The 24,758-nt window shown below is 56.7% G+C and carries 37 protein-coding genes and 1 pseudogene; 20 read left to right on the forward strand and 18 right to left on the reverse strand.

Translation table 11 applies throughout. The features are described 5' to 3' along the window. Positions 1-123: 123 nt before the first annotated feature. A complete protein-coding gene (locus H4N61_RS06250; protein WP_248306597.1) occupies positions 124-1,590 on the reverse strand; it encodes an ABC transporter substrate-binding protein in 1,467 nt (488 codons plus the stop codon). 177 nt (positions 1,591-1,767) lie between these two features. Here H4N61_RS06250 and H4N61_RS06255 point away from each other — a divergent pair, with 177 nt between their 5' ends. Together H4N61_RS06255 and H4N61_RS06260 are read left to right on the forward strand one after the other, a co-directional pair. Beyond that, positions 1,768-2,874, forward strand: a complete 1,107-nt coding sequence (locus tag H4N61_RS06255; protein ID WP_169194155.1) for an FAD-dependent oxidoreductase — start codon at positions 1,768-1,770, stop codon at positions 2,872-2,874. Positions 2,875-3,034: 160 nt separating this feature from the next. Further along, positions 3,035-3,256, forward strand: coding sequence for a hypothetical protein (locus H4N61_RS06260; RefSeq protein WP_169194154.1), 222 nt, complete (start codon positions 3,035-3,037; stop codon positions 3,254-3,256). Between the two features lie 117 nt (positions 3,257-3,373). Here the strand turns inward: H4N61_RS06260 and H4N61_RS06265 are convergent, their stop codons facing one another. After that, a complete protein-coding gene (locus H4N61_RS06265; RefSeq protein ID WP_169194153.1) occupies positions 3,374-3,937 on the reverse strand; it encodes a TetR family transcriptional regulator in 564 nt (187 codons plus the stop codon). A 71-nt stretch (positions 3,938-4,008) separates the two neighbouring features. On the opposite strand from H4N61_RS06265, the gene H4N61_RS06270 reads away from it, so the two are divergent. From H4N61_RS06270 to H4N61_RS18495, 3 genes and pseudogenes are all read left to right on the forward strand, one after another. Next, positions 4,009-5,406, forward strand: a complete 1,398-nt coding sequence (locus H4N61_RS06270) for an MFS transporter (RefSeq protein ID WP_282567624.1) — start codon at positions 4,009-4,011, stop codon at positions 5,404-5,406. Positions 5,407-6,361: 955 nt separating this feature from the next. Then, positions 6,362-7,891, forward strand: a pseudogene (locus H4N61_RS06275) (DUF4344 domain-containing metallopeptidase); the annotation flags it as partial. Next, positions 7,883-8,434 (forward strand): rhodanese-like domain-containing protein, encoded by a 552-nt coding sequence (locus H4N61_RS18495; RefSeq protein ID WP_349236480.1) that lies wholly within the window; start codon positions 7,883-7,885, stop codon positions 8,432-8,434. The pseudogene H4N61_RS06275 and the gene H4N61_RS18495, both read left to right, overlap by 9 nt. 195 nt (positions 8,435-8,629) lie before the next feature. On the opposite strand, the gene H4N61_RS06285 is transcribed toward H4N61_RS18495, so the two are convergent. The 12 genes from H4N61_RS06285 to H4N61_RS06340 all read right to left on the reverse strand — a co-directional run bounded on the left by H4N61_RS06285 (position 8,630) and on the right by H4N61_RS06340 (position 13,997). Further along, positions 8,630-9,709 (reverse strand): site-specific integrase, encoded by a 1,080-nt coding sequence (locus tag H4N61_RS06285; RefSeq protein ID WP_182395400.1) that lies wholly within the window; start codon positions 9,707-9,709, stop codon positions 8,630-8,632. A gap of 1 nt (position 9,710) precedes the next feature. Next, complete coding sequence (locus tag H4N61_RS06290; protein ID WP_182395402.1) at positions 9,711-9,884, reverse strand: hypothetical protein; 174 nt, start codon at positions 9,882-9,884, stop codon at positions 9,711-9,713. Beyond that, the gene (locus H4N61_RS06295) at positions 9,877-10,461 is read right to left on the reverse strand and encodes a hypothetical protein (RefSeq protein ID WP_182395403.1); all 585 of its coding nucleotides are present in this window, start codon (positions 10,459-10,461) and stop codon (positions 9,877-9,879) included. The genes H4N61_RS06290 and H4N61_RS06295 overlap by 8 nt, the downstream gene beginning before the upstream one ends. Beyond that, positions 10,458-10,856: an HNH endonuclease gene (locus H4N61_RS06300; protein ID WP_182395405.1), complete on the reverse strand. Its 399-nt coding sequence runs from the start codon at positions 10,854-10,856 to the stop codon at positions 10,458-10,460. The genes H4N61_RS06295 and H4N61_RS06300 overlap by 4 nt, the downstream gene beginning before the upstream one ends. Then, a complete protein-coding gene (locus tag H4N61_RS06305) occupies positions 10,849-11,067 on the reverse strand; it encodes a hypothetical protein (protein WP_182395407.1) in 219 nt (72 codons plus the stop codon). The genes H4N61_RS06300 and H4N61_RS06305 overlap by 8 nt, the downstream gene beginning before the upstream one ends. Next, positions 11,064-11,336: a hypothetical protein gene (locus tag H4N61_RS06310; protein WP_182395409.1), complete on the reverse strand. Its 273-nt coding sequence runs from the start codon at positions 11,334-11,336 to the stop codon at positions 11,064-11,066. The genes H4N61_RS06305 and H4N61_RS06310 overlap by 4 nt, the downstream gene beginning before the upstream one ends. Beyond that, a complete protein-coding gene (locus tag H4N61_RS06315) occupies positions 11,333-11,986 on the reverse strand; it encodes a hypothetical protein (protein ID WP_182395411.1) in 654 nt (217 codons plus the stop codon). Before H4N61_RS06315 ends, H4N61_RS06310 begins: the two co-directional genes overlap by 4 nt. Next, positions 11,983-12,231 carry a hypothetical protein gene (locus tag H4N61_RS06320; RefSeq protein ID WP_182395413.1) on the reverse strand — a complete coding sequence of 83 codons (249 nt, stop codon included), beginning with the start codon at positions 12,229-12,231 and terminating at the stop codon, positions 11,983-11,985. The genes H4N61_RS06315 and H4N61_RS06320 overlap by 4 nt, the downstream gene beginning before the upstream one ends. Continuing rightward, entirely contained in the window at positions 12,228-12,959 is a 732-nt protein-coding gene (locus H4N61_RS06325) for a hypothetical protein (RefSeq protein WP_182395415.1), read from the reverse strand. Before H4N61_RS06325 ends, H4N61_RS06320 begins: the two co-directional genes overlap by 4 nt. Before the next feature lie 2 nt (positions 12,960-12,961). Continuing rightward, positions 12,962-13,231, reverse strand: a complete 270-nt coding sequence (locus H4N61_RS06330; RefSeq protein WP_182395416.1) for a hypothetical protein — start codon at positions 13,229-13,231, stop codon at positions 12,962-12,964. A 100-nt stretch (positions 13,232-13,331) separates the two neighbouring features. Continuing rightward, positions 13,332-13,493, reverse strand: a complete 162-nt coding sequence (locus H4N61_RS06335; protein WP_182395418.1) for a hypothetical protein — start codon at positions 13,491-13,493, stop codon at positions 13,332-13,334. A gap of 270 nt (positions 13,494-13,763) precedes the next feature. Further along, the gene (locus H4N61_RS06340; RefSeq protein ID WP_182395420.1) at positions 13,764-13,997 is read right to left on the reverse strand and encodes a hypothetical protein; all 234 of its coding nucleotides are present in this window, start codon (positions 13,995-13,997) and stop codon (positions 13,764-13,766) included. 171 nt (positions 13,998-14,168) lie between these two features. Here H4N61_RS06340 and H4N61_RS06345 point away from each other — a divergent pair, with 171 nt between their 5' ends. Further along, positions 14,169-14,624 (forward strand): DUF2513 domain-containing protein, encoded by a 456-nt coding sequence (locus tag H4N61_RS06345; protein ID WP_182395421.1) that lies wholly within the window; start codon positions 14,169-14,171, stop codon positions 14,622-14,624. A gap of 203 nt (positions 14,625-14,827) precedes the next feature. Here the strand turns inward: H4N61_RS06345 and H4N61_RS06350 are convergent, their stop codons facing one another. The 4 genes from H4N61_RS06350 to H4N61_RS06365 form a co-directional block, all read right to left on the reverse strand. Further along, positions 14,828-15,040, reverse strand: coding sequence for a hypothetical protein (locus H4N61_RS06350; protein ID WP_182395423.1), 213 nt, complete (start codon positions 15,038-15,040; stop codon positions 14,828-14,830). A gap of 137 nt (positions 15,041-15,177) precedes the next feature. Beyond that, the gene (locus H4N61_RS06355; RefSeq protein ID WP_199368506.1) at positions 15,178-16,080 is read right to left on the reverse strand and encodes a P63C domain-containing protein; all 903 of its coding nucleotides are present in this window, start codon (positions 16,078-16,080) and stop codon (positions 15,178-15,180) included. A 354-nt stretch (positions 16,081-16,434) separates the two neighbouring features. Continuing rightward, complete coding sequence (locus H4N61_RS06360) at positions 16,435-16,986, reverse strand: hypothetical protein (RefSeq protein ID WP_182395427.1); 552 nt, start codon at positions 16,984-16,986, stop codon at positions 16,435-16,437. A 378-nt stretch (positions 16,987-17,364) separates the two neighbouring features. Next, positions 17,365-18,213, reverse strand: coding sequence for a S24 family peptidase (locus H4N61_RS06365; protein WP_182395429.1), 849 nt, complete (start codon positions 18,211-18,213; stop codon positions 17,365-17,367). A gap of 94 nt (positions 18,214-18,307) precedes the next feature. Between H4N61_RS06365 and H4N61_RS06370 the strand changes: the two genes are divergently transcribed. From H4N61_RS06370 to H4N61_RS06435, 14 genes are all read left to right on the forward strand, one after another. Continuing rightward, on the forward strand, positions 18,308-18,559 hold the full coding sequence (locus H4N61_RS06370; protein ID WP_210337013.1) for a hypothetical protein: 252 nt from the start codon (positions 18,308-18,310) through the stop codon (positions 18,557-18,559). After that, positions 18,556-18,990 (forward strand): hypothetical protein, encoded by a 435-nt coding sequence (locus tag H4N61_RS06375; protein ID WP_182395431.1) that lies wholly within the window; start codon positions 18,556-18,558, stop codon positions 18,988-18,990. Before H4N61_RS06370 ends, H4N61_RS06375 begins: the two co-directional genes overlap by 4 nt. Continuing rightward, the gene (locus tag H4N61_RS06380; RefSeq protein ID WP_182395433.1) at positions 18,991-19,263 is read left to right on the forward strand and encodes a DUF2312 domain-containing protein; all 273 of its coding nucleotides are present in this window, start codon (positions 18,991-18,993) and stop codon (positions 19,261-19,263) included. A gap of 120 nt (positions 19,264-19,383) precedes the next feature. After that, on the forward strand, positions 19,384-19,716 hold the full coding sequence (locus H4N61_RS06385; RefSeq protein ID WP_182395434.1) for a hypothetical protein: 333 nt from the start codon (positions 19,384-19,386) through the stop codon (positions 19,714-19,716). Continuing rightward, positions 19,716-20,105: a hypothetical protein gene (locus H4N61_RS06390; protein WP_182395436.1), complete on the forward strand. Its 390-nt coding sequence runs from the start codon at positions 19,716-19,718 to the stop codon at positions 20,103-20,105. The genes H4N61_RS06385 and H4N61_RS06390 overlap by 1 nt, the downstream gene beginning before the upstream one ends. Further along, positions 20,083-20,478 carry a hypothetical protein gene (locus tag H4N61_RS06395; RefSeq protein WP_182395437.1) on the forward strand — a complete coding sequence of 132 codons (396 nt, stop codon included), beginning with the start codon at positions 20,083-20,085 and terminating at the stop codon, positions 20,476-20,478. The genes H4N61_RS06390 and H4N61_RS06395 overlap by 23 nt, the downstream gene beginning before the upstream one ends. Before the next feature lie 82 nt (positions 20,479-20,560). Beyond that, the gene (locus H4N61_RS06400) at positions 20,561-20,725 is read left to right on the forward strand and encodes a hypothetical protein (RefSeq protein WP_182395439.1); all 165 of its coding nucleotides are present in this window, start codon (positions 20,561-20,563) and stop codon (positions 20,723-20,725) included. Next, positions 20,718-21,173, forward strand: coding sequence for a helix-turn-helix domain-containing protein (locus H4N61_RS06405; protein WP_182395441.1), 456 nt, complete (start codon positions 20,718-20,720; stop codon positions 21,171-21,173). The genes H4N61_RS06400 and H4N61_RS06405 overlap by 8 nt, the downstream gene beginning before the upstream one ends. Continuing rightward, positions 21,170-22,054: a helix-turn-helix domain-containing protein gene (locus H4N61_RS06410; protein ID WP_182395442.1), complete on the forward strand. Its 885-nt coding sequence runs from the start codon at positions 21,170-21,172 to the stop codon at positions 22,052-22,054. The genes H4N61_RS06405 and H4N61_RS06410 overlap by 4 nt, the downstream gene beginning before the upstream one ends. Beyond that, positions 22,051-22,803, forward strand: coding sequence for a hypothetical protein (locus H4N61_RS06415; protein ID WP_182395444.1), 753 nt, complete (start codon positions 22,051-22,053; stop codon positions 22,801-22,803). The genes H4N61_RS06410 and H4N61_RS06415 overlap by 4 nt, the downstream gene beginning before the upstream one ends. Next, positions 22,800-23,459, forward strand: coding sequence for a hypothetical protein (locus tag H4N61_RS06420; RefSeq protein WP_248306575.1), 660 nt, complete (start codon positions 22,800-22,802; stop codon positions 23,457-23,459). Before H4N61_RS06415 ends, H4N61_RS06420 begins: the two co-directional genes overlap by 4 nt. Then, on the forward strand, positions 23,456-23,638 hold the full coding sequence (locus tag H4N61_RS06425; RefSeq protein WP_182395445.1) for a hypothetical protein: 183 nt from the start codon (positions 23,456-23,458) through the stop codon (positions 23,636-23,638). Before H4N61_RS06420 ends, H4N61_RS06425 begins: the two co-directional genes overlap by 4 nt. After that, on the forward strand, positions 23,635-24,216 hold the full coding sequence (locus H4N61_RS06430; protein WP_182395447.1) for a hypothetical protein: 582 nt from the start codon (positions 23,635-23,637) through the stop codon (positions 24,214-24,216). The genes H4N61_RS06425 and H4N61_RS06430 overlap by 4 nt, the downstream gene beginning before the upstream one ends. Beyond that, positions 24,213-24,749, forward strand: coding sequence for a hypothetical protein (locus H4N61_RS06435; RefSeq protein ID WP_182395449.1), 537 nt, complete (start codon positions 24,213-24,215; stop codon positions 24,747-24,749). Before H4N61_RS06430 ends, H4N61_RS06435 begins: the two co-directional genes overlap by 4 nt. Positions 24,750-24,758 lie beyond the last annotated feature (9 nt).

Here is a 24,758-nt window from a genome sequence, read left to right on the forward strand (position 1 = left end):
GAATGGCCGAGAATCCCTAATTCGAAGAGAAAGCGCGACATTAGCTTCCTCGTAATGACAACGCCACCGGGCGAACCCGGTGGCGCGTATAATTCGTGTCTCTAAAGACTATAAGCGCGAGGCTTATTCAGTCTTTTCGATGCCATAGGCTGGGAACTGCGAGTTCAGGCCATTGACTGGGTAGCCGGTGACATTTGCGGCCGAAACCACGATCTGTGGGTAGAGGTAGAGCCAGTTGCTGGCTGCATCTTCCGCAATGATCTTGTTGGCTTCGGTGAGCTTAGCCACCTGTTCGGTTTCGTCGGCCGCAGCTTCCGCACCAGCAATCAGCTCAACAACCGCTGGGTTGTTGTAGCCCCAGTAGAAGTCTGGGTTGCCGTAGAACACGATATCGCGGTGATTGACGTGTTCCTGCAGGGTCGCCTGGAAATCCTTCGCTTGGTAGATCTTGGTGTACCATTCGTTGGAGGTGATGATGTTGATGTTCACCTTCACGCCGATCTTGGCATATTCCGTCTGCAGGAACTGCGCGATGATCGGATGCGGATCGTAGTCTGGGGTGTCGATGGTGAATTCAAAGCCATCTGGATAGCCAGCTTCCGCCAGCAGAGCCTTTGCGCTTTCAACGTCATAGGCATCGACGCCGGTCAGGTCTACATACCAAGGATCGGTGGGTGGGACGAACGAGCCGATCAGCGTGCCATAGTCACCCCAGATGGAGTTCAAGAGGCGCGCCTTGTCGGTTGCGCGGGCCAGAGCCTTGCGAACCTTGACGTTATCAAACGGTGCAACGCGGTCGTTGTAAGCCAGCAGCGCCTTGGTGGTCGAAGCGCCTTCGGTCACGGTGTAGGCCGGATTGTCAGCGAACTGCTGCAGCGAATCCGGGCTCTGTACCGAGGTCACAACGTCGACCGCATTGGTCAAAAGTGCGTTGTTGAGCGCAGTGGCATCCGTGAAATAGGTATAGATCACTTCAGCGTTCTTTGGCGCTTCGCCCCAATAGGCATCGTTGCGGGTCAGCGCCAGCGCCGAACCACGGCGCCATTCGCCAAGCTTGTATGGGCCAGTGCCGTCGGCCGCAGCAGTGATGTCACCAGCAGCGTCGTTGACGATCCATACATAAGAGAGATTGTACGGCAGGTTCACCGAACGTGCGGACAGGGTGATGACCACGGTCTGATCATCTGGCGCGTCGATTGCGGTGATGGTCTTGAGGCTGTTCTTACGCGAGCTCTTGGAAGCCTCTGCGGTAACGCGCTCGATCGAGTTCTTCACGTCAGCAGCGGTCAGCGGATCGCCCGAGTGGAAGGTCACACCAGACTTAAGCTTGAAGGTGTGGGTGAGACCGTCTTCGCTGACTTCGTGGCTCTCAACCAGCTTGGCGTCGACAGTGCCTGCGTCGGTCAGTTGGTACAGAGCTTCATAAACGTTGCCGTTGAAAGCTTCGTTGATGCCCTGGCCAGCGCCTGCGGTATTGTCGAGGTTCTGCGGCTCATAGAGCGAACCAATGCGGATGGACGCATCTGGGTTATAAGACTGCGCCCAAGCGGTCGTGGCGGTGGAGACGCCAGCGAGGAGAGCGGCGGTGATAAGAAGCTTTGAGACTTTCACTTTTGGAACTCTCAGTTAAAACATTGGCTGAAATTATATCCCTCTCGTTTCGGGAAAACACTATCGAGCGGGTAGAGATTTTCGCGAAACTCGTTCGCTTTTGAGAATATCTTTCTCTGCTGAGCGGGCGATTTGAAACGAGTAAATGAGGCTGGCATGAGAGTTTTGATCGTTGGTGCAGGAATCGCAGGCCTTAGCTTGGCATGGCGGTTACGCAAGCGCGGGGTAGAGGTCACGCTGTTCGATCAGGGCCCCATCCCGAACCCAATCTCATCGTCCTTCGATGAGCATAGGATCACGCGTCACACCTATACGGGAATGCCGGGGTACACCGCGCTCATGCCGCGGACTTTTGAGCTCTATGACGAACTCTGGGCCGACATTGGCGCGACCCATATCCATAAGACCCCGGCGATCTATGTCTCCCGCACTGACGCGGACATATACACCAGCACCGCCACGGCTTTGGATGCGGTGGGCATCAAGCATCGTCCGCTCACACTCACCGAGCTCGAGCAGCGTCTTCCCTTCCTCAATATGAAGGGCGCTGTCAGCGCTTATGAAGCGGATGGGGCAGGGCTCCTCTATGCAGATCGCATTGTCACCGATCTTGCGAAATGGCTCGATGCAAATGGGGCCGATCTTCGCCCCAACACGCGCGTCACCAAGGTTGATGCCATAGCGGGAACGGTCGAGGCCGACGGTCAGATCATTACCGGCGATATGGTCGTGGTCTGCGCCGGCGCCTGGATCAGCGATCTCTTGCCCGGTTATGCCAACATTGCCGAGGCCTCTCGCCAGATGGTGCTCTATCTCGAGCCGCCCGCTCAATATGCCGATGCTTGGAACAACGCGCCGGTTGTCATCGACCATCTGGACGACAAGCTCGCCTATATCCTGCCGCCCAAAGACGGTACGCGCCTCAAGATTGGTGACCACTTTTTCTCGCGCATTGGCCACGGTTCGGACAATCGCATCGCGACTGCAGAGGACTACAAGCCGGTGCAGGATGCCTTGAGTCGAGTTTTTAAGGATGCGTCCCAGTACACTGAATTAGAACGCAAAATTTGCTATTACACCGTGACCGAAGAAGAGCGGTTCCGCGTCGAACCACTCGACGCCAAAGGCTGGGTTGTCAGCGCCTGTTCCGGCCACGGTTTTAAGCTCGGGGTCATGGTGGGCGAAACCGTCTGTCGCGCCATTCTCGGGGATATTGCCGCCGAAACCGCTACGCAGATGTTGGCCGGACGCACCGTGCTCTAGCCGTCAAATCCGCGTCGTCTTTGAACTTGTGACGCATTCGATCAAATTACGTCGTTGGCAAGTAATGTTCCGCCATGTACCGTGCGTGGCGGAATAGTTGACTGATATTTTTAGAATTGTCCGAGTTGCTCGGATGTTTGCGACATTGGAGATCGAATAAATGAGGACAAAGATATTATTGGCAGGAGCGATCGCGGTGGCGTTAGCCGGTCTCGCTTATGCAGGTCCCTCGAAGGGCAACGTCTTTACACGTTGGATATCTGAGGAGCCTGAAGCCATGGTCACGGACATGTTCGATCAGAACGACGTGGACAAAAGCGGCTCGATCTCTCGTGACGAAGCGCTTGCATATTTTGAACGGCTATCAGCAGAAATTAAGTAACTGAACCATCTCGCCCTAATGGCTGGTGCTTAGCGTCGCACTATCGGGGAGTTGGTTTTTGCGCTTGAGGTGCAGGCAGTGTCTGCGCCTCTCATCTATTGCGGTGCTAGCCGGCCTTTAGCGTCCCATAAAGCGGAATGCTTCGTCGAGGATGGACCGCAGCGAAGCCTCATCGTCTCGCGCCCATTGCGACCAGCAATAATCCAGTACGGCAATTGCCGCCGTGGCCATGGCGTGAGCTTGGATGTCGGTCAGGCCCTCTTCCTCCAGTACAGCTGCAAGTCGTTCAATCTGCGGCAGGCGTGCCCGACGCAACCTAGCCCCTAGCATGGGCTGCGATTGAATAAGGCGCGTGCGTGCGCGCAATTTTTCGCTGTTCGTTTCTGCGGCCAGCACAGTGGGTTCAAATGCCCGGCGCATCCGCGCCCACAGACCGTCCTCCGTGTCCGCCGCAAATTCCCGGAACCTGCGCTCAAAGAAGTCGTCAGCCTCCAGCATCGCAGCGATGATCACTTCGTCCTTAGATCCGAAATATCGGAAGAACGTCGCTCGCGAGATGCCAACGGCCTTGGCGAGTTCGTCCGCCGTCATGCCATCATAACCATGCGCGAGGAGCACATCGAGCGCCGCTCGTGCCGTTTCGGTCCGCATGATTTCAGCGGTGCGTTCGCGCAAATTCATTTCTCACGACTCCCTATCGTGTGATACGCAGTCTCATATAGTAGACCCAATCTTAAAATTCGAGGCCTTTCGTGCGAGCCGACTCCGCTCATGTTTTTTCTTCACCCTATAGCAGCGCAAGACAAAGCCTCACCGTAGGCGTTCTTGCCTTTGCGGGCATGGGCGCGTCTTTCATGCAGACGATCCTCATTCCAATTCAGAGCAAGTTGCCTGAATTGCTCAATGCGCCGGCAGAAGACACCGCTTGGGTGATCACAGCCACTCTCTTGGCCGCCTCGGTCTCAACCCCGATTGTGGGCAAGCTTGGCGACATGTTCGGCAAGCGTACTGTCGCGCTGATCCTGATGGCTATTCTGACCCTGGGCTCGCTAGTCTGCGCCATGTCTCAAGGCCTCATACCCATGATCCTTGGCCGCACGCTTCAGGGCATGGGCATGGGTGTTATCCCTCTCGGCATTTCCCTTCTGCGCGACATTGTCGATACGCGGCGCTTGGGCAGTTCCATTGCTTTGGTCAGTGCGACGCTCGGCGTTGGCGGTGCCATCGGCTTGCCGGTCAGCGCTCTGGTGACCGAAAATCTTGATTGGCACATGCTGTTCATTTTGGCGGCGGGTCTCGCCACACTCGCCTTTGCGCTGATCTGGGCAATCGTGCCAAAGACCGGCGTCAAGAGCGGTGGACGCGTTGACGTGGTTGGTGTCATCGGTCTCGCCATTGGTCTTACTGGGCTGCTGCTTGCGATCTCCCGCGGCAACACTTGGGGCTGGGGCGCTATGCCGACCTTGCTGTGCTTTGGCGTCGGCCTTGTCGCTTTGGCGCTATGGACCATCTACGAATTGCGCATTTCCAACCCATTGGTCGACCTGCGCGTGAGCGTTAAGCCTGCCGTTCTCACTACCAATCTTGCGTCAGTGGCCATGGGCTTTGCCCTGTTCTCTTCCAGCATCGCCTTCCCACAATTGCTGCAGTTTCCTGCCGCCTTGGGCGGAATGGGGATCGATCTTCTCTCCGCCAGCCTGATGCTCATGCCTGCCGGCTTGGCCATGCTGGCCATGTCGCCGATTTCCGGTCTTATTGCCCGCAGTGTGGGTGCGCGCCCGCTTCTCGTGGCTGGCGCTTCAGTGATCGCGGTGGCCTATCTCTTCTGCGTTCTTGTGCCTCTGCAAGCCATCTACATCCCGATCGTGAATGTGGTCATCGGCATCGGCATCGGCCTTGGCTACGCAGCAATGCCCGCGCTGATAATGGATGCGGTCCCGCGCAGTGAAACCGCTGCCGCCAACGGCCTGAATACGCTCATGCGCTCGTTCGGCACCACCGTAGCCGCAGCACTGGTAGGCTCGATCCTTGCGAGCACAGCCAGTGCTGATCATAGCGCCGGGTTCCACTCCGTCTTCGTCATGGGGCTGGTCGCTGCCGTGGTATGCGCAGTCCTCGCTATGCTGATCCCGCGCAGCACAACGGCATAAGCTCGGTACAGATTCTGTTCTACGCTAAACGGCATAGACCGCTCCCATTCGGGGGCGGTCTTTTTTTGTCCCGAGAGCCGAGACTAAAATTCTGCTCGTCAAATATGTCAGATGGATCTGACCGCTTAGGCCTGCTTGATCACTGGTAGTACTCAAATTTTTCCGCGAGCGACTATTTATCGACTTGCGCAGACTGTGCGCCTCGCAGGTCCTGAAACCGGCCTCCATGCACACCCGCAATTGGCATCTTGCGCGAAACTGGAATACCAGTTTGATTGTTTGAGTTTACGGCGGCTAGAATATTTCTTGGACGCCCGGTCGCTTACCCAGTCCACATTGCCTCGCAGCAGTTTTGATTATCAGGTTGTCGATGAAATTTTCTAAGTTAGCTTTTTGTGTCGCAGCCTCTGGGTTGTCACTGTCCGGCCCGGCTTTCGGCCAGCAGATACTGGGAGCGCTGGACGGTGTTGTGGATCAGCAATTGCAACGCGGCTGGTTTGCCGGCGAGCAAGACGGCTGGTTCGTTATGCGCAACGACACTCTCGAAAAATCCGAACAAACTCTGACCATCAAAGCGGGCCCGCCCAGTGCCGCGGGGCGTCGTGCTTCCGTCAATGTTTCCATCAGTTCCGACCAGCCCACTGCTGCCATCGGGATGGTGGTGCGCAACAGTGCCAACAAGGGGACCTGCGTCGCCGAGTTAACTGCGGAAGCGGCTGCCAATCTGTTTTGCGTCATCGATGGGAAATTTGAATCAGTCGCCACGGTCGCCAAAGCCGCGAAACTCGATGGCACTGACGTCATTGATTTGATCGAAACGCCCGGTCTTGCCACCTTCATCGTCAACGGCAAGCTTCTGGGTGACGTCCCAAATGCCGCCGCGTTGGGCGACGAGCTTGGGGTTATGGCCTTCGAGCGCGGCACCTTTGGCGTCGCTGAATTCATGGTGACCGATATGGAGGACAGTGCTCCTCCACTGGCTCAAGGCTCGGGTCTGCCACCACGGGGCGGCAGCGCAGGCGCGTCAGCACCCGCTGATGCCCCCGCCACAACACCGCCACCGGCGGGGAGCGACGCCAATGCCACCCGCATGGCTGAGATCATGGGGCCGCTGGCGACCTCGATCATTGGCTCCGGAAACCGTGAAGGGTGGGGCACGTTTTTCGAGAATGAGTGGTTGGTGCTGGTCAACGAAAACAAGGCAAGCTCGGAAAACTTCTTCACCATGCCTATGGGCGGCCCCGTCGCTTCCGGCGAGCGCGTCGTAAAGGTCAACGTCAACATTCGCCCCCCACAAGGCCGGACTGTCGAGGAGTTCAAACTCTCGGCGGCTGGCATTGTTGTCGAAAGCGCTACCACCAAGAACTCATGCCTTGGCGAGATCACCCTGGGTGGTGATGGCCTCGTCCTGTGCTTTGGTGAGGACGGCAAATCTACCGAGATTGGTCGGCTCCCGGGCGCTGCGAAGGTGGACGGCACTGATCTGCTGGAATGGGTTGAACAGCCCGGCGTGGGTGGCTTTTTCCTCAATGGAAAGCTCATCGCACAGGTCAATGAGCAGGCAATTCTTGGCGGTGCCGTTGGCATTTTGGCCTACGAGCGTGGCGATTTCTATTTTAGCGATTTTGCCGTGTCGACGACCAATGCTGCAGCGCCGCAAACGACGGGAACCAGCGCCGCTCCGCCCCCAACCTCATCAACAGGGGAGGGAGCTATCCCCTTCATCAACACACATGAGTCGCAATTGATCGGCGCTTATCTGGGCGTCACCAATGGCATTTTCATGCATGAATTCGGCCATGCCCTGATTGCCGAACTGCAATTGCCCTCCACCGGGCCGGAAGAAGACGCAGTCGACATTTTCTCCGCGCTGCGCGTCGTCGAGCCGACCATGTATCCCTCGGGTGATGAAAATATCGATCTGATCGGCCGCGAAGTGGCGATCTACTCGGTCCTGCCTTGGTACTATGGCGGTATGATCAATTCCCAGACCGGCGAGCAGTTGCCTTGGCAGGATTAGCACACCGGCGATTTGCGGCGCTTCCGCAATACGTTCTGCGTGATCTACGGTGGCAATCCGGGTCTTTACGAACACATCGCCGAGCAGGTCGGCATGGAAGAGCGGACGCTGTCGCGTTGCGCCGAAGAGTTCAATCGCCAAAACCGCGCTTGGCGCACAATCCTGGCGCCGCACACTCGCATTAGCACATGGCATCCAGACGGGCATTTGATGGCTGATGCCCCCGGCGCTGCTGTGAAGGTGACGTTCGAGCTGCCGACAACTCCGGTCAGCCGTTTCTTGGTCGAAACATTTGAAGATGGTTTGCGCGGTTTTGCCGAAGACCTTGCCAAGACTTACGTTCTGCCGCGTGACCTGAGTGTGACCTATCGCCAGTGCGGTGAACTCAACGCATGGTATAACCCCAGTGAGGGCAGTATCACCATGTGCTACGACCTCATTGAATATCTCATTGGCATGCTCGCTGAGGTGGAACTGGGTGGAACGCAGACTTCCTCTGCACCACCGGCTCAGGCCGACACTGTTGCCGTGACCTCAGAGATGATGGTTACCGCGGGCGCGCTCAACGAGCTGGCCGATTATGGTGTCCCTGCAACCTCCGTCCTCTTCCCCGCGCCCTATCGCGGTCCAACACCCGCTGCTCACATGCGCGCCGATGTGTTGACGACCCCCGCCATCGTCGACCTACTGACCGGCAACGACAATTGGTTGTTGGTGGATACCAGTGGCGGCACAGCAACCTTGCCCGGCGCTTTTGCAGTGGTCGATGCCGGGCGCGACGGCAGCCTTACAGATAGATTTCAGGGGCTTATCGAAGACTGGCTGACCGAGGAGACCGGCGGCGACAAATCCGTCCCGATCATTTTCTTCGGCGCAGGCATGCAGGACCGCTCCTCCTACAATGCCGCTCTGCGGGCTGGCATGGCCGGCTGGAAGGCCTATTGGTACCGTGGCGGTATCGAGGCCTGGCGCTCCAACGGTCTGCCCATGGCCGGACAAATCGACTAGCCGATGTCACTGACCCATCCTGCCTTGGCGTCGTCAAACAACGCTAGGCTTGATGGATCAGGTGACCCACCAGTGCAATCGTACCCGAATGCTCCGGGGCAGTGCGCAAACGCTGCCCCTTCTGCCGAAAGTTCGATAACAATTTCAGGAAACTGGCGACCCCTGCAGGATTCGAATAGCCATTTTTAGCGGTTGTTATTTCTGGGTTTTTCCCGATTTTCCCCGCACCGGATTGCTAGGTGCGGGGATAGACGTTCCCGGTTCATGCTCGTCTATCACCAGCAGTGCTGCTCCTTGCTCCGCCAGTTTTGCCCGGTTCGCAGACTTGGTGTAGAGCCCGGCCTGTGCCGCGGTGGTCCAGCCAAAGATGGCCATTAGCTGCAGATCAGTTGCGCCGTTTTCTGCCGCGATTGTGGCGCCTGCCTTGCGCAGTCCGTGAGCGCGCCCCGGAACCCCCGCGGCCTCACATTGCTCCCTGAACCAATTCCCAAAGCTCTCTTTCTTCCATGGTTGTCCGTGGCTCGTGCAAAGGAACACGAGGTCGCCTGTCTTCGTCGCGTCTATCGAGCGCCGAAGAGGTGACAGCAGCGGCACGATGACTTCCGTTCCGGTCTTCTCGTTGCGAAGGGTAATCACCTCATTGCGTACATGCTGCTTGCCGAACAGAACGGCGTCACCGCGGCGAAATCCCGTGTAGAGCAACACGTCGAGAGCAAGCCGTTGCTGCGTGCCAGTCGGCCACTTCGCTTGATACCGGTGCACTTCATCGATCGACCACGGGTGATGGCCGGTTGTGCGAACACGTGGTTTCTCGATGCCTTTGGCTGGATTGTCAGTCATATAGCCAGCATCAATCGCGAAAGCGAAAATCTGGTTCATGACCTTGAGGTAGTTTACCGCTGCGGCCGGCGTCTTGGCGCGACGGTCTCGACCATCTGCAATGATGCGCCGGGTAATCTGGCTGATGCGGATATGCCCGCCTGTCTCAGCAACACGCATCAGCACTTGGCGACGGAAGCGCTGCGTGCCAGTGGCAAGTGAGGCCCACTTCGCGCTTTCCATGTATCGCTCAACGAGCCACTTGAAGGTCCCGCTCGCCATTGGCTTGGGAGGCTCAACGCCGCCTAGAGCAGCTTCATAAGCAGCTCGCCATTCTGGGCTTTCATACTCCCCAGGTAGGCGCACACGCTTGCCCTTGCCGCGGCGAAAATACCAGACGTAACTCCCGTGCCGGTTCTTTTCTCTCAGGGTATAGGGCTTGCGCTTGCGAGGCATTTTAGAAGTGTCCAACTACGTCATCTTGGCGCTTCTCACTTTCTCGCACTACCGAGGAAGGAATGAGGCGCACGAGGCCCATCGGGGTTTGCACCTCGATGACGGCGTTCTGCTTTTCTGCAGCGCGGAGCAGGGTGGTTGCCTGCTTCTCAGTGATGGCAAGAGGCTTACCCATTTAACTCACCTCCCGTAGATGTTGTGAGGTTTTCGAAGCGGCCATCTCTGAATTCCTCCAGCGGACGAACCCATATTTCAGTCGGGTCGGTGGCGCTGCGGTAGATAGCCACTTCTTCATCGTCCACCGACAGAACTCCGCCTTCGAACATATCGACCCAAGTTTCCGCCTGCATCTTGCCTTCGCCGATCAGCACGTATTCAGTTCCGCGCTTCTTGTGTCGGTGCGTAGCCTCACTCACTGGTGCAGGTGTGGTTTTGAGGGCGGAGAGGCGGGCGTGAAGCTGCGCTATGGCATTGCCCGGCCTCGAATGGTCGATCTTGAGGACAACCTTTTCGGCGTCAATTTCGTGCGGGCATTGCAGCACTGCGTTGAAAGCTGCTTCCCCGCCCGGAAACCTATCCACTACTGCCTGCAATGGATTGGATGCGGTAGCAAAAGCCCGGATCGTCGTTGCGGCTTCCCGGAATAGGTCTGAACCTCCCTGATCAAAGCCCTCTGGCCATGCCGATGGGTTCTCGACGCGGTAAGAGAGCTTGTCCGCAAGCTGTGAGAGTGCGTTTGCCTTGTCGGTCATACCTGTTCACTCTTCCTGATAAGAGGGCGGGTTGCTGAGCGTTGGTTGTTGCCGCTGCCAAGAGGGCGGGAAGCCCATTTGGAGTGTGGGCGAATGCCAAGATGCTTGTCCGAGACGCGCTTGGCCTTGGCTTGCATTGGCACATCGAACGAACTCGTTTTGAAGCGGTGGCAGGTTTTGCAGGTAGCCACGCAGTTCTCCAGCGTGTCGCTACCCTTGTCAGTTGCGGGGGCAGGGTAGTGATCGTATTCAACACCCGCGCTTAGTGGCGCATTGCATCGCTGTCCTGGCGGAAGGCCATAGACCTCACCGACAGCCTCACACAGATCCCGAGAGCGGTGGCGTGCTTCGCGCTTGGTTCCTTTGCTGAACTCGTAGCGTTTGGATCTAGCCATTCACTGCCTCCCTCTCGCCATACGCTGTCAGCTTGAACATTGGCGGTGCGCCATCTTCAGCGGAAACAGAGAGGTATTTCTTGCGGACTAGGCCGTTGAGCGTGTCCATGATGAAGGGTTCAGCGCATGCGTCTTGGCTTGGGCAGTACGAACCGCCGCAGCGCTTAACCATAGCGAGCGCGTTGCGCTCGGTTTGATTTGGCTTCCTCATTGCTGCAGCCCCTTGGCAGCGCGGTACTCGCTGGGAGAAATCACTCGGCCGTCAGTTGCGTGCCAAGTCAAACTGCCGTTCTCAAAGGCGAAGGTGCCGTCGAAGAACAAGCCTGTACCTTCGGTAATGAAGCGCTCGATCTGATCAGGATTAGCGTAGAGGCATGAGATGATCTGGCCCGCAGTTTCAACTGCTCCCGTGTTCGACTGCCAGCCGACAGCGCTTGATACCTCAGCAACTTTGTTCAAAAGCTCTAGTGCGGTGGTCATGCTGCCTCCGCGATTTTGCGCGGCTGAGCGTGCAGCACCGTGAGGGCGGGGAAGCGCTGTGAGGCCTTGTATTCGTCGTATTGCTCAACGGCCCACCGGATTGCGTGACAGCACCAGACGAAGTGGTGTGTGTAGTCTTCGAGCCGATGTTCGTAGAAGTCGCTGAACGGCTGCTCGCCTGCTGCATCCCTCCAAGTCATGGCTGCAGTAATCGCGCTCTCTGTCGAGTATGGAGTTTCCCACTCCAGCATTTCGCGCAGCTCTGCCCAGTGCTCTAGACGGCGCTCTTTGCCTTGAGGATATGCGGCGCGAAAGTCCGAAACGATATGATGCCGGAACAGCTCTTCCGAAAACTCGCGATGACCGCCGCCTCTGTCGTGAGCTTGTAGCTTCTCGGCCCAGTAGCTGAGGTTAATGCCCTCCCCACGGAAGAACTCAAACATGTCCGCTAGGCGCGAGAACACGTAACAGCCCATGTCGCCGCTGATGCAAAGATAGCCGGGCCAAGTCGTAATATTGAAATAGCGGTTGCTGGTGCTAGGCTGCTTGAAGGTGAGGTGTCGGTTCTGCCCATCGTCAGCGAGCACGATGAGTTCGTGATCCTTTGTCTCCCGAAGAAACTGGCTTTCGCTTGGTGTGCGAGTTCTCATGCTGCTTCCTTCTCATCCTGGAACTTGACGCCATTTGGGTGAAGACAGACGCCTTCAAAGGCGTCTCGGACAGCTGCCTGCAGGTTGAGTTTGATGCCGCGTTCGAGCGATGCGTAGACCTCACCAGATAGGAGTGCTTGTGCTTGAAGCAGTGCGTTGCGGCTTCCGGTGTCTTTCGCTTCTCTGCAGAGGCGCTGGGTGGCCGTGAGAAGCTCCACCTTCTTTCCGATCTGGGAGAAATTCATGTGTCTTCCCCTTCCGCATCCACGTTTCTGCGGTGGACGGTGAAGGTGTAGGCGGCAACGAAGGGGTTAGCGTCCCAAGCGCCATTGCCGTTGATCTGGTCCCATACGGAGGCGTAGAGGATGCGCGAGCGAGCGTCGGGGCAGAGAATGTGCGTGGACGCGTAGAGGGCGCGCTCTTCTGGGCTTAAAACTGTGTCTGCTGTGGCTTGCGTCATGCCCTCGGCGATTGCGTCGGCTTCGCTGCAGGCTTGCAAGCGCTCGACCTTCACACCAGAAACGGTCAGCGTTAGGCGAGAAGCCCAGCGTGGCATGAAGATGGATGGGCGCCAGGGATAGCCGCGAACGCCAGGCGTGAGATCTCGCAGCGCATCATCAGCTGCGTAGCGCACGTCTGCGGGCCGGTTTTTGGTTGGGAGGTAGTCGCCAAATGACAGCGCCTGCCAAGTCTCACGCACCCAGAGCTGATCGCCCTTAGCGATCGGCAGCTTGAACCAGTCAGGACCTTGCTGATTGTACTCATCCCACCAACACCAGTGCACCTGGTCGTCGTGCAGGGCGATGTATGGCTCATCACGGGTTTTGTTTACCCATGACAGGCCGCGCGGTGGATTGGGGCTGCCTTGATAGCCACTTGGCTGCGGCTTGATCACTCGGCGCGTCTGCGTCTTCGTGCCATCGAGCAGCGCTCGGACCATCGGTGCTGAGAATAGGATCGGTTTAATGCCCATGACTATCTCCAGCGTTCATAGGGAGAGTCCGAGCGGACGTAGCCGGACCATTCAAGCGCTTCCGATTTGCTCGGGTCGGGCCCTGGGCGAGAAAACACTAGAGGCGGTGGCACAGTGCCGGCCGCTTGGTGTGAAGATAGCTCGGCGATGCGCATAGCTTGTTCGCTGTCCGCGTGACGTGTCGCGGCCAAATTGTAGATGTCGAAGCTGGAAACGTGGTCGGCGCTCTTAGTCTTTTCCTGAGCCTCAGCGAGCTTTTGCTGCCAGTTCATCAGATCAACTCCCAAGGAAATGCCCCGAAACGAAGCCAAAAGGCGGCGCTAAAGGTGACGGCGATGTGGGTGAGTAAGAAGCAAGTCCTGTAGTAGAGCGTCATGATCCGCCCTCAAGATTGTCGTGGTTCAGATCGGTGTTGCCTTCAGCAGCCTGCCGGGCCTCAGTGTCCTTGAGCTTCTCCATGGCGCGCTCTTGGGCTGACTGCGGTACCGGACCAGCAAAGCCTAGTTCGCCTGGCTGGCGTGGGCGGTTGAACATCTCCTCAGCCAAAGCCAGCGTTGCATCAGAACGTGCTTGTCTTTCTGCAGGATCGATCTCAGGTCGGCGCCCAGCTGACGGCGTCTTGAAAAGAACGTTCGTTAGGTGGCTGCTGCCGCGATGCGTGCGTAGTCCTCGTGTGCCGGCCATTCGATAATTCGGCGGGTGCCTATTAAGCTGCTCAGTCTTCCGACCTCGCCCCGCCGTCCCTTCGTTGGAAATAACCATTCAGGACTAGCGACCTCGGCGGATCGCTAGGGTGGGAAGGGTTCAAACGAAGTCGGCGAATTGACCGCTAAGCACAACGTTCAGGTGCTTCCGGGCCATTTCTGCGGTTAGGCGCGACGTGTCCGAATAGACCGCAATCAGAGACCGGTCGCCCCCGAGTGCAATCAGTCGGCGGCGCGTATCGAACATATTTGCGGTTGCTGCCTGACTGCGCTTTGCGCTAGCCCTGTGACTGCGACGGCGGTCTGCGGCAAACTGGGCTGGTGTGCGTGCCATTTCTCTTCATCCTCCTATTGAGCCGATCTGCGTTTGCGTCTTCGGGCTCGGTTGATGAATGGAGTTTCGCGAAAAGCGCGAATGTTGTCAATCGGAATTGCGCGATAATCGCGAATTATGTATCTTAGCCTTGCGACTGGAGCTATAAGCAGGCGTCAATTGGAGGTGCAGATGCTCCCAAATCCGGTCGATGTTGCCATTCGCGTGGCGCGCGTTAAGGTTTCCCACCTCGAGGGTAGGGAGGATGATATGAAGCGCGACATGGAAGTAGTGCGGAAGGTTCTGAAAGCCATTCAGGACCGGGCAGACGCAAAGCCTGTCTATCTAGAGATCGACGGCATAGAGGATGACGTTGTTGCTCTGCACGTCGCTCTGCTGCATGAGGCCGGGTATATCAGAGGCATCGCTTTCACAACTCTCTCTGACCAGTTCGCGCGCATCGCAGTCCAAGATTTGACATGGCAAGGACATGAATTCGCCGGTGCGTTGCTGACCGATGACGGCACCTGGCAGAAGGTTAAAACCGCCTTTGGGCCAGAGAAGCTAGCAACCGCACCACTCAAGATGATTGAGAATGTTACCACTCAGGCTCTTACTGCATGGGCTATCAAGCAGATTGGGCTTTAAAGCGCTGCTACCAGAGTGCGGGGCAAAGAAAAACCCCGTGCAATGGCGGGGCATGATCATACGACAAATGCTCGAGAGCCCGCCTGTGGGGGTATAGGCGGGCTCTCTGTGTCGAAATCCTTTGGAGGTCAACACCTTGAGCTTAGGCGGTGGGCTTTGAGCCCTATATAATACTTTGGACTAATGCGAGATACAGCCCTGCTTTAGTGCTTGTCATCGGCAAGCGGAAGGCCATCTATCTCAGCCTCAAGGAGCCAAACAGCAGCTTGTCGTGGCGGAATTGTCGTTATGGTCTTGCTGACCATTTTGCCGTTGATGTTAGCGTGGATCATCGCGTTTTCCACGAAGTAGGTGGCCTTATATGTGGTTCCGTTTCTAGACACCTCTACCTCGTGGATCTGGTTTTCCTCGTCCATGGGAGTTCCTCCGTGCTATTGCGGGCATAGAACTCTGACTCCAGTGAAATGTAGAGGCAAGCAAAAAGCCCTACCGGTGAGGGTAGGGCTTGGTGAGGGCGAATAAGAAAGCGAATTCTCGCTAAATCGGCTTAGCGCTATTTTTCACTCGGCGGAGGTGCGAATAGATCGCCGGGACCTGGAGGAAACTTTTTTGTAAACAGGCGGGTGAATTCAGACCAATCATCAGAGACACTAAGGAGCGTATTCACCGAAATTATCTGTCTTTCGAGATGTGGATTGCCGATGTCAGTCGTTAGCAGCTCGTGATGATTATGTTTGCGACGTTTGGTGATTGGATCTCGCGGATTCTTCTCTCTTAGATCGTCAAGAACGCCGGTGGGGAGTTGTTCGTAGATCAGAGTATTAGTTAGTTTTCCTATATAAGCCGTACGAGCGTTTGACCCGGGCTTATACTCCCAGCCGCGCACCCTATGTAGGTTCTCATAAAAGGAATCCGGGAACCGCTTTGCCCAAGGAAGCAATTCTGGTGATACGTATGCGGCCAGAATTTTTTGGAGCTCGTCTCTTGCTCTCACTTTCTGGTAGCCGGTAGCTTCGTCGACTAAAGCCACGATACCTACATTTAACAGCCCACGCAGCAGCATCCGTGCCTTCTCAGCTATATGCTTTTGCGGCTTAGCCAACTTCCCGGCTCTATCTGCATCGTCAAAGACAGCGCAAACTAACGGCAGTAGCTCTGCCGGATACCCAAAAGCCTTACCGCCTGTGGTGCGGCGGAACTCTATCTGACTTGACGTCACATATAACTCGCTAGGAATAAAGGGCTTTAGGTTCTTGGCAGTAAGAAACGCAGGCAGGTTGACGTCGCCATCGTAGTGTCCGCGCCCCTTGGCCTGTCTAGCTCTTCCTAGTGCGCGCATAACACCGCTTTGGGTTAATACTCGCCGCCCATCTTCGAGGACGTTACAGGGTATTTCAGCGTCTCCGATTACAAGGACACCATCATGGATGGCCTGAGGTATACTCGTGGTGGTCAAAGCATTAGTCATTCGCAACCAGCCTTTCTTATCAAAAGGTTACGTTAGTGCTCTCGGCAGAACACTGATTGCCAAATGGGGATTGACCACACCGTCAAAATCGTTAGAAGGTGCTCTTGCTACAGACGTCGCCCCCAAAGGCGGTTAAAAGAAAACGCCCGTACTCCGTAAAGAGTCGGGCGTTTCTTATTTCAGGCGATTCTCACGCACACGTCAACGTGATGCGTTCTTATTTTGTTTCGCTTGCGAAGGTCGGCCCTATTTCCTCCACTGGAACCAGCCGAAGAAACGCCGTCCAAAAGTTACATCGCCACTCTGTCTGGACGGCCCTTGCTAAGATGCGTTTAGATTACGCTACCTGCTTAATGTCTCATCGATCACTTGCAACGTCTTGCTGAAGCCGGCAAGGGAGCTGGATTTGTCTCGCGGGTAGTCATAAGGCCAGTCGTAATATCTGACGACCACTGTGGAGCCAACTTTCAGCTGCCCTATCAAACGCGAAGCGGGCACGCATCCCTCTCTGTCGGTTGAGACGGGACTGTTATTGTCAACACGAATTTGAGCTGTGCGACCGGGGAAGTCGTGGCCAAAGGCGCAGACCTCTCGCGGCGTTTTGCTCTGACCAAAGTGCACAAACAGCCCGCCGATCTGATTGTGGAAACTGCAATCTCGCTTGTCTGTCATAGCATCGACTCCACATGAGATGGACCATCGATCCTGAAGTATGTCGTCGGTAGCTGATACTGACCCGCTGCCATCCGGATAGCGGGTCACTACAAGACCATCTTCTATGGTGCGGACGCCGCCGTACTTAGTCGCTATCTCTGCGGGTGTCACCTTAGGTGGATGAGTGCTGGCACACCCAGCCAATTGAGCTGCTGTAATGGCGGCAATTAGTAGTCGCATGTCCCCTCCCAAGCGCCCCTCAGCGCTGCTTTAACTAGTTCTTAGGAAATGACGGTCTCCCCCAGAAACGATAAGCAAAATATGCAAGTATGATACAGGACGAGCCAATAAACATGCCTTCCGTTTGGACTTGATAGACGGAACCGCTCATAAGTGTGGAACATGAATGAAAGACGCCCAGTAGCCCAAATCCCCCGAGGATGGCTGTAGCCGGTACGCCTACTATCGGCTTCCAAAGTGCAGGCTTTTGAATGTTGTGTGAGTTCATCCTGATCTCGTGAATATTCGTGAGTGTGCAATAAGGTGTCGTTATTCTACTAAGAGGTGCCTACTTATTTTATTTTCAACATTGAAATCAGCCAACGACTTTTCCGGCCGTTATCCGACGATGCCAAACTTCCTAAGGACACGCCCAACAATCCGCAAATCGTTGATCGTCACCTTGCGCGTTTCATGCTTTGCATTGTCAGAAACAACCATCACAACTCGATCCTCGTCTGTGCCCGCGTCAGTAACGTGCAATCGCTTTACGATGATGCCGCCAAATGGATCAGTAAGAGCATAGAGACCGTCAGGTGATGGCCAGCGGTGGCGTGTGTCGACAACCACAACGTCCCCCTCGAGCAGAGTAGGGGACATGCTGTCGCCCTGGCACGGTACAAAGGTGATGTCGGTGGGCTTCACGTTCCCCATGCTTGCGAGGATCACTGGAGGCACCCGCCAGTAGTCGGAGATATCCTCGGCTGCGAACGTCATTCCTGACTTACCGCGCACTCCCTCGCTCACGACAGTAATGCCGCCAGCTCCCATACCTGCGGTCACATCAAGCTGAGGCGAAGCGCCATCAGGCACGCCACGTAGGCCCGTTTCGCTACCATGGGTCATCCCTTCGTCCTCGATGACGTCGGGCTGATCGGGGTCGAAGGTGCTAAAAGTCTTCCCGGAGCTTAAGGGCTCGCCATTTTGTCGAGACGCAGCTCTGCCATCTGGAAGCCAGTTAGTCATGCCCTCGAACCCTGGTGGGAGCTCGTTGAAATGCCGGGCTAGGGCCTCAATTTCATGTGGCTGCAGTCGGCGGCGTTTTTTCGGGTCGTCCGCCTCGGTTTCTTTGGAGCGGCCGAGCTGATCTTTCGACATGCCTGTAGCTTCTGCAGCTGCAGTTATCGCGCCATGCACTTCTAGCTTTTGTGACAGCCATAATTTGAGAGCGTGTTGTGGGTCAGCCATGCCGCTCACCATTCGCGAATTGCGCGAAAAAGGCTAACGCGATTATCGCGAATTCATCATTGACAATGTTCGCGATAATCGCGAATGTGTAGGCATGTCCGATGATCAACTTGACCCTGCTAAATCCGTTATCGCCAAAGCTGGCGGCGTCGATGCTGTTGTGTCGATGACTGGCAACCATATCAGCCGCGTCTATCGTTGGATGCGGCCGAAAGACAAAGGCGGCACGGGCGGGGTAATACCTCACCGATCCGCCTCCTCAATTTTGCGCCACGCAAAAGCGAGCGGACTTCCGATCACCGAAGCTGACTTCTTTCCCTCCAATTCTGAGAGAGAAAGCGCATGACCCTCCCACTTGAAACGGGCAGGGACGATCATGCCCTGGCAGAATGGTTTCTGTTCAATCACAACGGCGCAGTTTGCAACGTTAACAACGCTCAGCTGATTGATGATCTCGCGGTGGTATTCGCTGAGGTTCGCGAGCTCGCCCTCTCCGACGTCAAACAACTGCAGGCCGCTCCAGCGGCAGCAGGTCTGACAGAGCGTCAAGCAGAAGCACTCAATTACATCACTGGCCATTTCAACGCTAACGGCTTCGCTCCGACGTATCGGGACATCGCCCGACGCTTGAAGACGAGCACCGGTCGCGTTTTCGAACTCGTCTCGGCCTTGGTGGAGCGCGGGCATCTGACGCGGTTGCCGGGCCGCGCCCGTTCGATTGGTTTGGTCAACACCGCGCCAGTAAACACTGCTCACCAAATTTCTGAGGAAGCTTAGATGGCATATCCATCCAACAGCGGCGCAGTTGAAGACAGCGTAGCGCAAGACCAGATCCGCGCGTTCATCGAACGAATAGAGCGGATGGAGGAAGAAAAGGCGGCGATTGCTGCTGACATCAAGGAGATCTACGCCGAGGCCAAAGGCAACGGCTTCGATACCAAGATCCTGCGCAAAGTCGTGACTATCCGCAAGCAGGATCACAACGAGCGAATGGAGCAGGAAGCAGTTCTTGAGCTCTATATGAGCGCGCTGGGCATGGTGGACGGCTAAGATGCGATCCCGTTCCACTGACATTCCTGCACCGTCTTTAAGAGTGCTCAGCTTCGCATATGCCGCCCTTGCTGGGTTCGCGATCCTGTTTGTCGCTGCCGTGATCATGGGACCGCTGTCATGAGCCTTCCAAGCTGGGCAGTGCCAGGAGCTCCGGTAATTTGCGTCTATGACGAGGACAGCTTGATGCCAACAGCATCGGGCGAGCGACGTCGTATCTCTGAGATGGGCATTTTTCTCCCTTTGAAGGGCGTTACCTATACCCTCCGCGGCGTGACGCCGTGCGGGTGCGGCGTTTACCTTGTCGGTATTGAGAACCCCGTGTCCGCGAACGGGGTAGAGGTCGGCTATATGCCGGGCCGTTTCGCTCCCGTCGCGGCTCAGAAGACCCAAGCCGATGATGTGGCGATGATCAAAGCCCTCATCGGCATCGAAACTGAGGAGCGCGTCTAATGCGCTTCTCATTCCTCAACACCCACAACGACCGCCAACAAGGGCACGGTTCGGTACACCCGAAAGCGCGCGCCTTTATTCGTCGTCGTAACGACAGCTTTTCCAATTCGGCTCGCGTTTCCTCCTCCCCGCGAAGCCGTAGGGCCGGTGCGTTTTCCTCCTCCCTCGCACTGGCCCACCCCTTTTCGCTGAGCGCGCTTTTCGCTGCTCGCGTCCGACTTTCCCAAGCCATTGGAACCATCCTCCTGCTTGGGAAACAAGAGTATCAGCTTGCTTCTCAATTCATCGCTGATCTCAACCACGCCGCGTCTCCTGCTCACTTTGATGAGGCCCTGAACACCCTCATCAAAGCAGGAGTGGCGGGTAATGAAGTACCCAATTTTCGGTAATGAGGTGCCCAATATGAGCGCCCATCAGGCGTCAAATCTAATCAGGGAAATGGTGGCTCTACAGGAAGTCACTAGCGGCACAAAAGAAGCCGCAATCGGAGCGTTGGCGCAGCAATACGACCTAACGCCTTCCCAGATTACGCACTTTTATAAGCGCCGCGCGAAGTCGTGCGACGTGTCCTTATTCGCCCGCATCCAGCTCGCGTACCTCGACAAGTGCGCACACCTGGCTCTGCGCCTTCAGCACACAATCGAAACCCACGGGGCACTCGGGTCAGATGCTTTTGATGAAGATTTATTGGCTCGCGCTTCTGCACTGGTTGCGGAAGCACACGCGAAGAAAGCGTCCGCACAAAAGCGGCCGCTGAAATAACCAATCGAGGGGGCGTGTCCCACGTCCCCTCGATCATCAAAGCTACCCGAATTTGCCAAACTAAGCCCGAGGAAGGAAGTGAATGAACCTGTCTGCTCCCGCCCAATCCACCAAAGCTTACCAGCGTAAGCAGCAGTGCATGCACGCCGAGCTAGAGGCCTTCGTGAAAGCTAAAGCTGGCCGTAGCCAGGCGAAAGTCAAAGCTGCGATCAAGCGCGCGGCCATCAAAGGGCAGGGGCATGTTTAACCTCAGCACTCATGCCCAACTGCCGACGCCTGAACAACGGCGCCAGCATAGCGCCGCGCTGGCCGCCAAAGTGCGCCTCGGCGTGATCACGGCAAAGCCAGTTGCACGCCAGAAGGCCATTCCCAAACCACGAGACATCTTACTGGTTACACCGGTGCAGACGACAGTCGAGCCGTGCCTGCCTGAGCCACCTCTGTTTAAGGCCGGGCAATGGAAGGTGATCATTCGAGATATCTGCAAGAAGTACGAAATTCATCTGGCTGATCTGATGAGTATCAGGCGCGATCGCGCAACGGTCCGGGCACGGCATGAAGCCATGTATCGCATGCGCGTTGAGACTACGATGTCGATGCCCGAGATCGGCCGGCGACTTGGCGGCCGCGACCACACAACCGTTCTTCACGGCATAAAGCAGCACGCGAAGCGCATGGAGGCTCAGCAGCCATGAGCCATGACGCAACGAACTGGGCTGTTAAGCAGAAGGGGCTGCGTCCGATCGCGAAGATCGTTCTCTGGCACCTCGCTGACTGTCACAACCCTGTTCACGGCTGCTATCCAACACAAGATTATCTCGCCAGCGAAGCGGAGGTCAGTCGCGCGTCGGTCAATCGCATCCTCGCTGAGCTCGAGCAGAAGGGCGTCATTCGCCGTGAACAGCAGGTCGACAAGGATACTCGTCGCCAGCTTCCGACCCGCTATCGGCTAGCGTTCGAAGTTGGCTTTGAACCACTAGATGTTGTGGCCCGTGTCTCAGATTGCGACACGGAAAAAAGCGACGAGCCGTGTCTCAAAAACGACGAAAGCCGTGTCTCAAAATCGGCAGTTTCCGTGTCTCACAGCTCTGAGACACTAACCAGTAAAAGAACCAGTAAGGGAACCGGTAACGCGCTGCGCGCTGCAAGCGAGCAAGTTTCGTTTGATGATGTTTGGGAAGCGTTCCCTCGTCGACCAATGACGAGCCGGTCAGAAGCGGAAGCAGCCTTCAATACCATCGATGTCGAAAGCCATGGCCGCGTTCTCGTTGCTGCCAAGCGCTATCACCAGTGGCACATCGAAGACGCTCAGGCCCGCAAAGTCGACCCAGCATCACAGCTCGAATATCGCGTGGGCCTCGGTAAGTGGCTGCGCTCTGGGCAGTGGGTTGAGGCGCTGACCTTGCCGCTCAAGTCCGATCCCGTTCCGGCGACTGCCGAAGGCCTCGTCGTTCTTTCGCCCGATCATCCCGACTTCATCGCCGTTGAGCGCATGCGTGGCCGCAAGGTCATCATTGGGCAATCCGGCAAAGCAACCTTCCGCATCGAAGAAATCGAACAGGCGAGGGCAGCATGAGCGCGTTTGCAAAAGAGACAGACCTGTGCGCGGCGTTCATTGCCAGTCTGCCAGAGGGCTGGGTCGCTTATCCCGAAACAGGCGGCTTCGACATTCTGCTGGTTCGCACCGCTGATGGAATGCAGATCGGCGTCGAGGCAAAGCTAAAGCTCAACGCTAAGGTGATCTCACAAGTGGCAGAGGGCCTGCACAGCTTCACTGCTTCGTTCCCGCAGCCAGACTGTCGGGCAGTGCTGGTGCCAGACGGCGTTGGCATGGATTTAAAGAACGTTTGTGATCTGCTCGGAATAACGGTGATCACGGTTTACGCGCATCGCCTTTCGGACAAGTTTCGCCCAGCGCTGCCTCGCCTCTCCGATAGACTGTGGGGGCACGATGACTGGTTCGAGCGCTGCCCTGCCGCTAGGCTTACGCTGCCAGATTGGGTGCCAGACGTTCGGGCGGGAGATAGCGCGCCAGTAGCGCTCACACCGTGGAAAATAGGCGCTATCAAACTCGCGATCACGCTTGAGATGCGAGGGTATCTGACCCGCAGGGACTTTACGCACTTCAAGCTCAGCATGGCTCGATGGAGCCAAGAGAAGTGGCTGATCAAAGACGGCAAGGGCGGCTGGATTGCGGGGCCAAACCTTCCTGATTTCAAGGCACAGCACCCGGTGAACTTTGACCAGATTGGTGCCGACTACGAGAAGTGGAAGTCGCCGGAAGAAGCTGCGCAGCCGGGTCTGTTCGTGGGCGGTGCGGCATGAGCGCGATACAGCTCGATTTCTTCCGTCCAATGCGGGTGCTGGTCGGATGCGAATTCTCGGGCACCGTGCGGAACGCCTTTCTCGATCGCGGTCACGACGCTTGGTCATGCGACCTGCTACCTTCCGAGGATCGCAGCAACCGCCATATCACCGGTGATGCCCGCGACTTGCTCAACGATGGCTGGGATCTGCTCATGGTGGCGCATCCACCATGCACCCGGCTTTGCAATTCCGGCGTGCGCTGGCTGTCCTCGCCACCACCGGGCAAAACCAAAGAACAAATGTGGGCGGAGCTGGACGAGGGCGCCGATCTATTCTCGGACTTCTGGAATGCACCGATCGATCGCATTTGCATCGAGAACCCTGTGATGCATCGGCACGCCAAAGAGCGCATCCGCAACTACCAGGATTTCGCTCAGAGCGTTCAGCCTTGGCAGTTCGGTCATGGCGAAGTGAAGCGCACCTGCTTCTGGCTCAAGGGCCTGCCGCCACTCGTCCCGACTGATGTGGTTGAGGGCAGGGAAGCCCGCGTACATCGCATGCCACCCGGCCCGCAGCGATGGGCAGAGCGCAGCCGCTTCTTCAAGGGGATTGCCGACGCGATGGCGGAACAATGGGGCTCGATGGCTTTCGAAGAAGCGAGGGCCGCTGCATGAGCGCCATCCGCGTGAAAATCACCCAATCAGAAGAGATCGAATACATGGCCCAGCATGTGGCTAGGGGCGAGGCAATGCTTGCTTCCAAGCCAGAGCTTCAAAGGGCTGTCGATATATCCAGAAGCATTGAATTCAGGCTGAGAGCCTACGCAGAACAGGCCGAAGAGGGAACGAAATGACCGTCACTGCGTCGAATTTCGCGCGCAAAGCAAACGACCTCTATCAGACAGAGCCTTGGGCAACGGAAGTGTTGCTGCGTCACTTTCCGGTGGCAGGACTGCACGTGTGGGAACCTGCTGCGGGTAATCACATGATGGCTGATGTGTTGAGAGTGAACGGCGCAAAGGTCCTCACTTCCGACATCGCAACATATGATCGCGCGCATGATACCGGCTTCGACTTCCTCGCTGGCTTGCCCGCAGGCCCCTCAGCCTTCTTCGACGCCATCATCACCAACCCGCCATATGGCAAGGGAAACCGTGACGCCGTGAAGTTTGCAGAGCTGGCGCTTGAGCGTTGCGACGGCATGGTCGCCTTGCTGCTGACCGCCAAGTTCGACTTCGGGAAAACGCGCCGGCACCTCTTTCAAAACAATCCTCGCTTCATGGCGAAGATCGCATTGCTCGACCGAGTTTCATGGGCGGGCAATGGCGAAACCGGAACCGAGGATCACGCTTGGTACGTGTGGGGACCAGGATCCTACGGCACAGCGAGAATGCTTTACGGCGGCAAACAGAGAGAAGGGGAAAAGAGATGAGCCAGCAGAACGCCAAGAGGATTATCGCTGCTCGTTTGATCCAAGACCCTTCGATGAGTGACGCGGAATACTACCATCAGCGCCAGATCAAATCCGGGCCGAACGTTGGCAAGGTGATGGTCCAGTTCAACCTTGTCGAATACATCGGCGGGCTGGCACGGCTTGAGGGCGTTTCAGAGCTTCAGATCATGGCGGCAGCGAAGTATCGCAACGCTTACGAGCGAGCTCAGATCGGCGGGGCTAGGGCGGTGGACTATGAAGCGGTTAAGGTGGACACCAGCGGACCGCGAGAGGATGTTCTGACGCTCTCGGTTGCAGATGCGCTAGAAACCTACCGCCGCGCGGCACAGTTTCTTGGACTAACGCGATCATCCCATATTGAGCGAGTGGTTTGCCACGATCAACCGCTGACAAGTCGCGGTATGGGGGCGAGAGAGCGGTCGCGAGCAAAAGAAGAGCTGTTAGCAACTCTTGAAGATTTAGCAGCTCACTTCAAACTCAAAATGGTGGCTAAAATCGCTCAGCAAAATTAGCGATCATAG

Origin of the sequence: Devosia sp. MC521 (assembly GCF_014127105.1) — a bacterium.
In the GTDB taxonomy this organism is placed as follows: Bacteria; Pseudomonadota; Alphaproteobacteria; order Rhizobiales; family Devosiaceae; genus Devosia.